The 6,861-nt window shown below is 72.5% G+C and carries 6 protein-coding genes; 2 read left to right on the forward strand and 4 right to left on the reverse strand.

Going from position 1 to position 6,861, the window contains the following annotated elements:
• Positions 1-472: 472 nt before the first annotated feature.
• A complete protein-coding gene (locus ACZ7GJ_RS09905; protein WP_470750643.1) occupies positions 473-1,135 on the forward strand; it encodes a hypothetical protein in 663 nt (220 codons plus the stop codon).
• Between the two features lie 56 nt (positions 1,136-1,191).
• On the opposite strand, the gene ACZ7GJ_RS09910 is transcribed toward ACZ7GJ_RS09905, so the two are convergent.
• The 3 genes from ACZ7GJ_RS09910 to ACZ7GJ_RS09920 all read right to left on the reverse strand — a co-directional run bounded on the left by ACZ7GJ_RS09910 (position 1,192) and on the right by ACZ7GJ_RS09920 (position 3,909).
• A complete protein-coding gene (locus ACZ7GJ_RS09910) occupies positions 1,192-1,695 on the reverse strand; it encodes a carboxymuconolactone decarboxylase family protein (protein WP_470750644.1) in 504 nt (167 codons plus the stop codon).
• 151 nt (positions 1,696-1,846) lie between these two features.
• Positions 1,847-2,893, reverse strand: coding sequence for a methyltransferase (locus ACZ7GJ_RS09915; RefSeq protein ID WP_470750645.1), 1,047 nt, complete (start codon positions 2,891-2,893; stop codon positions 1,847-1,849).
• A 161-nt stretch (positions 2,894-3,054) separates the two neighbouring features.
• On the reverse strand, positions 3,055-3,909 hold the full coding sequence (locus tag ACZ7GJ_RS09920) for a helix-turn-helix transcriptional regulator (protein ID WP_470750646.1): 855 nt from the start codon (positions 3,907-3,909) through the stop codon (positions 3,055-3,057).
• A 53-nt stretch (positions 3,910-3,962) separates the two neighbouring features.
• Between ACZ7GJ_RS09920 and ACZ7GJ_RS09925 the strand changes: the two genes are divergently transcribed.
• Positions 3,963-5,474: an MFS transporter gene (locus ACZ7GJ_RS09925; protein ID WP_470750647.1), complete on the forward strand. Its 1,512-nt coding sequence runs from the start codon at positions 3,963-3,965 to the stop codon at positions 5,472-5,474.
• A 34-nt stretch (positions 5,475-5,508) separates the two neighbouring features.
• Here the strand turns inward: ACZ7GJ_RS09925 and ACZ7GJ_RS09930 are convergent.
• The coding region (locus tag ACZ7GJ_RS09930) for a D-alanyl-D-alanine carboxypeptidase family protein (protein ID WP_470750648.1) at positions 5,509-6,861 on the reverse strand (1,353 nt) is incomplete at its 5' end.

Raw genomic sequence — 6,861 nt, forward strand, 5'->3', positions numbered from 1 at the left:
TCGCCACCACCGCCTCGTACATCCCTTTCTTACCGTTCTGCACGCGGCCGCCCCCCCCCCCCCCCCCCCCCCACCACCCCCCTCCCCCCCCCCCCCCCCCCCCCCCCCCCCCCCCCCCCCCTCCCCCCCGCCGCCCCCGAGACCGCCCAGTCCCACCGCCGCGAGGCCCGCCCCACAGCCCCACCGGAGCAGTTCGCGCCTGCTCGTGAACGGTGCGTTCGTCGCTGATGACTCCACGATTCCCCCCGTACCGGATGTCGTCCGTGTCTCCTTCGCAGGCTCCCCGGCGTCGGACACCCCGGGCAAGGCGTGGATCCCGGCCATGAGGGCGGTCGCGCCGGACGCCGTCCGATATCCGCCATCCGGGGGACGACGGCACCTGCCGGCCGGGCCGCCGCCCTAGGATGCGATGGCCGCGGCCCGCGCCTGTGCTACGCGCGGCATCGTGAGTCCACCCGTGAGGAGTTGAGGCATGAGGCAGTTACGCGTCCTGGTCGCGGTCGGAGTCCTGACGCTGGGAGCCGCGGGGACGGGAACCGCCCAGGCGAGCCCCTCGTCGCCCGCCCGGGGCTGCCCGACGGCGGAGATCTTCGCCACCAACAACACCGCGACCATCACCGACCCGGCCGACCCGCGGCTGAAGACCCGCCTGACCCGCTTCGACCGGGACGTACGCGGCATCATCCGCACGCACGGAGCGAAGCCCGGCGCCTCGACCCTGCTGGACGGGGTGTTCTGGTCCGGAGACCTGAAGCAGGCCACCTACGAGCGTTCACGCGAGTTCGACGTCAACCGGGTCGGCCCCGCCGGTCTGCACCACATCGCCGACGTCATCCGCAAGGAGTACAAGCAGGAGTCGGTGCTCACCTTCCGCTGCCTGCCGCGCACTTCGCCCGAGACCGATGCGGTCGAGATCCGGGCCGACGACGTCAGCTCGACCCGTCTGCACGACGCGCTGCTCGCCGACCCCGAGGTCCGCGACCGGCTCGGCGGCGGCTCCGTCACCGTGGACGGGCGGCTGATCCTCATCGCCCCGCTCGCCGACCTGCCGCTCGCCCGGAAGTTCACCGAGTCGCTCGGAGTCGACTGGAGCGAGGCCGAAGTCCGCTACGGGGACGAGGAGTTCGTCGGATAGCGCAAGGGCGGGGCGCTGCGCGCAGCGCCCCGCCCCCTCCCGCTATCCCGCCGTTGTTACGTCCACTGCTCGACCGGCGACTTGCCGGGGAGCGGCTTGCCGATGACGGCGAGCGGTATGAAGAAGTTGACCTGCCCGATCGCGATCGTCAGCGTGATGAGCGCCTTGGCGTCGTAGTGCTCGGACACCCTGGCGTACAGCTCGTCCGAGACCCTCTCGGCGCCGGTGGACGGCAGGAGCACGGCTTCCACCAACGCCAGCGCGGCACGCTCGGCCTCGGTGAAGTACGGCGCGTCCTGCCACGACGCCACCGCGGCGAGCCGCTCCTCGGTCTCCCCGCCCTTGCGCAGGAGGTCCGAGTGCATGACGGTCAAGTAGGTGTTCCCGACGAGCTGACCGGCCCTGAGGTGGACCAGGCCGATCGTGGTCCGGGGCACCGAGCGGTTGGCGGTCGCCTTGTACAGCAGCCCAGCCACATCCTCGATCTCCGGGACGAGGTCAACAGGGTTGGAGATGCGCGAGCGCAGGGTCTCCTCGACGGTGGTGGAACGTGTTTCCATGGCCGGCTTCCTTTCAGAATGCTCAGGTTGTTGCCAGTGCCATGACGGTGCGCGGGCGAGCGATGTGACCGGCCGCGGGCGCACCGAGCCGATTTGGCTCGAATGCGGCCTGTGGCGGACCAGCAGCCGGGTGGAGCAGGCCGGGGCGGAGTCAGGGTGACACCGCGACGGCCTCGACGATCGAGGGCAGGGCCGGAGTCGGCAGGATGCGCTGGAGCCGGAAGCCCGCCCGGTCCAGCAGCGACTCGAACTCGGCGGCGGTGCGCTCGCGGCCCCTGAGGGCCATCAGCATGACGATGTCGAGTTCCAGCGCGGGATGCGGCGCACTGTTCCCGGGCAGGACGGAGTCGACGACGAGCAGCCGGGCGCCGGGCTCCGCCGCGCGGCGGATCGAGCCGAGGATGCGCAGGCAGTCCTCGTCGTTCCAGTCGTGCAGGATGTGCTTGAGGACGTAGAAGTCACCGCCGGACGGTACGGCGGTGAAGAAGTCGCCGCTCTCGGTGCGCCACCGCCCGGCGAGCCCGGGCCGGTCCAGCAGGTGCTCGGCCACGGTCGCCGACTGGTCGAAGAGCACGCCGGACAGGGACGGCTGCCGGTTCAGTACGGCGCCCAGCAGGCCGCCGCGGCCTCCGCCCACGTCGATCACCCGGGCGTCCTCCGGGAACTCGTAGCCCTGCGCGACCAGTTCGTCCTCCGCGCCGGAGAAGGCCGCCATGCCGGCGTCGAAGGTGGCCCGGTCCTCGGGGGTCTTGAGCAGGTGCTCGAAGAACGGCATGCCGTAGACGAGGTCGAAGGACGGCTGCCCGGTGTGCAGGGTGTCCTGGAGCCTGGGAGCGGACCGCGCGAACATCGGATCGGTGATCATCACCACGCCGGCGTGCTGCGATCCCGGCACGTCGGTCCGCAGCGGCTGCCCGTCCTCCTCCAGCCGGAAGGCACCCCTCTCGTCCTCGGAGAAGAGGCTCCGGCTCGCCAGCAGCCGCAGGACGCGCCGCAGGGCGATGGCGTCGGTGCCGGTACGGGAGGCGAGGTCCTCGGCCGTACGGGGCCCGTCGGCGAGGTGGTCGGCGACCCCGTGGACGACCACGGCCCGCAGGGCGGCGGAGTGGATGTGGCCGAACATCAGGTCGTGCAGCGGGGAGGGGCGGAAGGGGTCGACGGGACCGGTGGGGGCGACGGGATCGTTGGGGCTGGCCACGGGCGCGCTCCTGTCGTGTCGGGGAGTGCGGAAGTACACCGCAGCCGCCATCGTCACCCGCACCCGGGACCCGTCGGGGCGCTTTCGGCCCGGCGGAACGCGGTCAAGTCGAGTTCAGGGCAGACCGGACGGGACTGTGGCTCTGCGGCCCTGCCGGGCCGTCAGACCCCGGCGCGCGACAGGTCCCGCAGCCGCTCCAGTCGCTCGCGCGTCTCCTCGTCCAGCGGCACGTACGCCATCACCCGGGGGCCGGCCGCCGGTCCGAGCCACAGGTTGGTGTGCTCCAGGTGCAGCAGGCCCACATGGGCGTTGCGGATGTACTTCACCTTCGCGCCCGGCCCCACGACCTCGTGCCGCGCCCACGCCTCACGGAACTCCGCCGACGCCGCTTCCAGCCGCGCCAGCAGCGTCTTCCAGGCCGGCTCGGACAGGTGCTCGGCCATCGAGGCCCGGAACTTGGCGGCCATCACCCGGTTCACCTCCGCCATGTCGACCACGGCCGCCCGCCAGTCCGCATGGGTGAAGGCCAGCCACATGCAGTTGCGGTCCTCGGGCCGTACCTCCTCCAGATCGCACAGCAGCCGCCCGAACGTCGAGTTGTACGCGAGGATGTCGTACCGGCTGTTCTGGATGCTGGCCGGAATCGGGTCCAACTGGTCGAGCAGCGCCCGCAGGGCCGGCGTCACGGTCGCGCACGGCGTGTGCGGGGCCGGGTCCACGGCGCCGGCCAGTGAGAACAGGTGCGTACGCTCGCTGACGTCCAGCATCAGGGCCCGCGCCAAGGCGTCCAGCACCTGCGGGGACACCTGGATCTCCCGGGCCTGCTCCAGCCAGGTGTACCAGGTGACGCCGACAGCCGAGAGCTGCGCGACCTCCTCGCGGCGCAGCCCGGGCGTCCGCCGACGGCGCCCCCGTACGAGCCCGACCTGCTCGGGAGCGATCCGCTCACGGCGGCTGCGCAGGAACTCCGCCAGCTCGTGCCGACGTACATCGCTCTGCGGGGCAACGGTGGTCATGGGAGCAGCCTGCCGCACCGCTCAGCCGGATGCCAGGTACTGCTTGTACCAGGATGAAGAGACTCTGGTACCAGGCTGAGGCCGCGGGGATCGTCTTCACCGTGAGCCAAACAACCACCGGTACGCCCCGTCCGTCCACACCCGCCGCCACAGGCCCCGGCCCGGTCCCCGTCATCCGCCGCGGAGCGGAACTGCGTCCGCTCGGGCTGTTCACCGTGCTCCTGGGCGGCGCCCTTCCGCTGATCGACTTCTTCATCGTAAACGTCGCGCTGCCCGCCATCGACAGCGACCTCGCCGCAGGACCGGCCGTACTGGAGCTGGTCGTCACCGGCTACGGAGTCGCGTACGCCGTCCTCCTGGTGCTCGGCGGCCGACTCGGCGACATGGCCGGACGGCGCCGGCTCTTCCTGATCGGCATGGCCGCCTTCGGCCTGACCTCGCTCGCCTGCGGACTGGCCCCCGGCGCCTGGACGCTGGTCGGCGCGCGGGTGGCCCAAGGAGCCGCCGCCGCGCTGATGCTGCCTCAGGTGCTCGCCACCATCCAGGCCACCACCCGGGGCGCCCGCCGGGCGCGGGCGATGAGCCTCTACGGAGCGACCGCCGGGCTGGCCATGGTCCTCGGGCAGATCCTCGGCGGCTTCCTGGTCGCCGCCGATGTGGCCGGCTCCGGCTGGCGCGCGGTGTTCCTCGTGAACGTCCCGGTGGTGCTCCTCGGGCTGGTGCTCGCCGCCCGTGCCGTCCCCGAGACCCGCTCGGAGCGCCCCGCCTCGGTCGACGTACCGGGGACGCTGCTGCTCGCGCTGGCGCTCGTATCCCTGCTGCTGCCGCTGACCGAGGGCCGGGTGACCGGCTGGCCGCTGTGGACGTGGGTGTCCCTCGGCGTCTTCCCGTTCGCCGCCGCGGCCTTCTGCTTCGCCGAGCACCGCGCCGACCGCCTCGGACGTAGCCCGCTGGTGCCGCCGAGCCTGCTGCGCCTGCGGTCGCTGCGGCGCGGACTGGTGATGGTCGTACCGTTCTCGATCGGCTTCAGCGGGTTCATGTTCGTGATCGCGGTGGCCCTGCAACAGGGGCTGAGCATGGGGCCGGTGGCGGCCGGGCTCGCCATGGCGCCGATGGCCGTCGCCTTCTTCGCGGCCGCGCTCGCCGGCCCGCGTCTGGTCGGCCGGTTCGGCAGCCGGGTCATCACCGCGGGCGGCGTGCTCCAGGGCGTGGGCGTGGCGCTGATCCTGCTCGCCGTCCTGCTGGGCTGGCCGGATCTCGGACTCGCCGCGCTCGCCCCCGGAGTCGCCGTCGCCGGTCTCGGCCAGGGCCTCCAACTGCCGGTGCTGCTACGGCTGATGCTCTCGGACGTACCGGCCGACCGGGCCGGGGTGGGCAGCGGGGTCATGAGCACCACCCAGCAGTCGGCGCTCGCCGTGGGCGTCGCGACCCTGGGCAGCCTCTTCCTCGCGCTGGTCCCGTCGATGGGCATGCGGGACGCCGTCGCCGTGACCCTGCTGGTCCAACTGGGCCTGGTCGCCCTGACGACCCTCCTCAGCCTGCGCCTGCCGCGCGTCATGGGCTGAGGGGGGCCGCGGGGCCCTCGCGTAGGCCGTCGCTTCAGCCGAGCCGGGTGAGGCGGGTGCCGAACGACGGCTCGGACAGGCCGTCACGCACCGCCACCGGCACGCTCTTCGCCCCGTCCCCCTCGCCGACCGTCAGTACGCCGACCTCGGCGCCGGACTTCGCGGAGTGCGGCAACGCCGCGGCGCCGCTCCGGAGCGAGATCCGCAGCTGCTGGCCCGGTACGCCGGCCACGTTCAGGTCCTTGACCGCCACCAGCGGGGCGCGGCCGCCGAGCTTGTCGTCCACGTACCCGACGACCTGCCCCTTGCGGATGACGGGCGCCGAGGTGAGCGCCTGGCGGACCGACTCGATGACCTTCTTGCTGTTCGCCAGCACGAGGGCGAGGCTGCGCACCGCGTTGGGGTCCGCGCCGTCGGCGCGCTGTTCCATGAGGGTGCCGAGGATCAGCGGGGTGTCGTCGCCGACGCTCTTGTACGAGGCCCACATCAGGGCTCCGCCGGCGGGCGTGCTCGAACCGGTCTTGATGCCCATGACGCTCAGGCCGGGCGCCGAGAGCAGGGTGTTGTTGTTGACGAGCTGCTGCGGCAGGCCGGGGACGGTGGCGCTCTGCATCGCGACGACCGCGCGGAACGCGTCGAACTTCATGACGGCCTCGGCGAGCTTCAGCTGGTCCACCGCGGTGCTGACCGTGCCCGCGTCCAGACCGCTGGGGTCGGTGTAGGTGGTGTCCTTCATGCCCAGTTCCGCGGCCGCGGCGTTCATCTTCGCGATGAAGGCGGCCTCGGAGTCGGTGCCGGAGTCCCACCGGGCCAGCAGCCGGGCGACGTTGTTGCCCGAGGGGATCATCATCATCTTGAGCAGGTCCTGCTGGCTGTACTTCGTCCCCTCGACCAGCCCCTCCACCCGGGACTCGTTCTCGGAGGTTCCGTCGGCCACGGCCTTGGCGTCGATCGCGATCTGCGGGCCCGCCTCGGTCTTGCCCAGCGGGTGGTCCTTGAGGAGCACGTACGCCGTCATCACCTTGGCCACGCTGGCCGTCGGCACGGGCTTCTGCTCGCCGAACGTGCCGATGTCGCCGGAGCCGGGTATGCGGACGGCGCCCTGGCCCTTGGCGGGCCACGGCAGCGAGAGGGACCCGTCGAGGGTGTGCACGGTCTCGGCGGCCACGATCGCGGGCGCGGGCAGGGGCCGCAGCAACTGGGCGCCGGTGACGGCGCCGGCGAGGAGCACCAGGATCGGCGTCCACACCTTGACGCGGCGCGTCACGGTCCGCCGCGGGGTCTCCGGCGGGGGAGCGGTATTGGTGAGCTCGGCCAACAACCCAAGCGGCGCCTCCCCGACCGCAGACCGCGCCGGCACGGGCGCGGCCGCCGCCTCGTACACCGG

This window comes from Streptomyces sp. NPDC037242 (genome assembly GCF_055604165.1).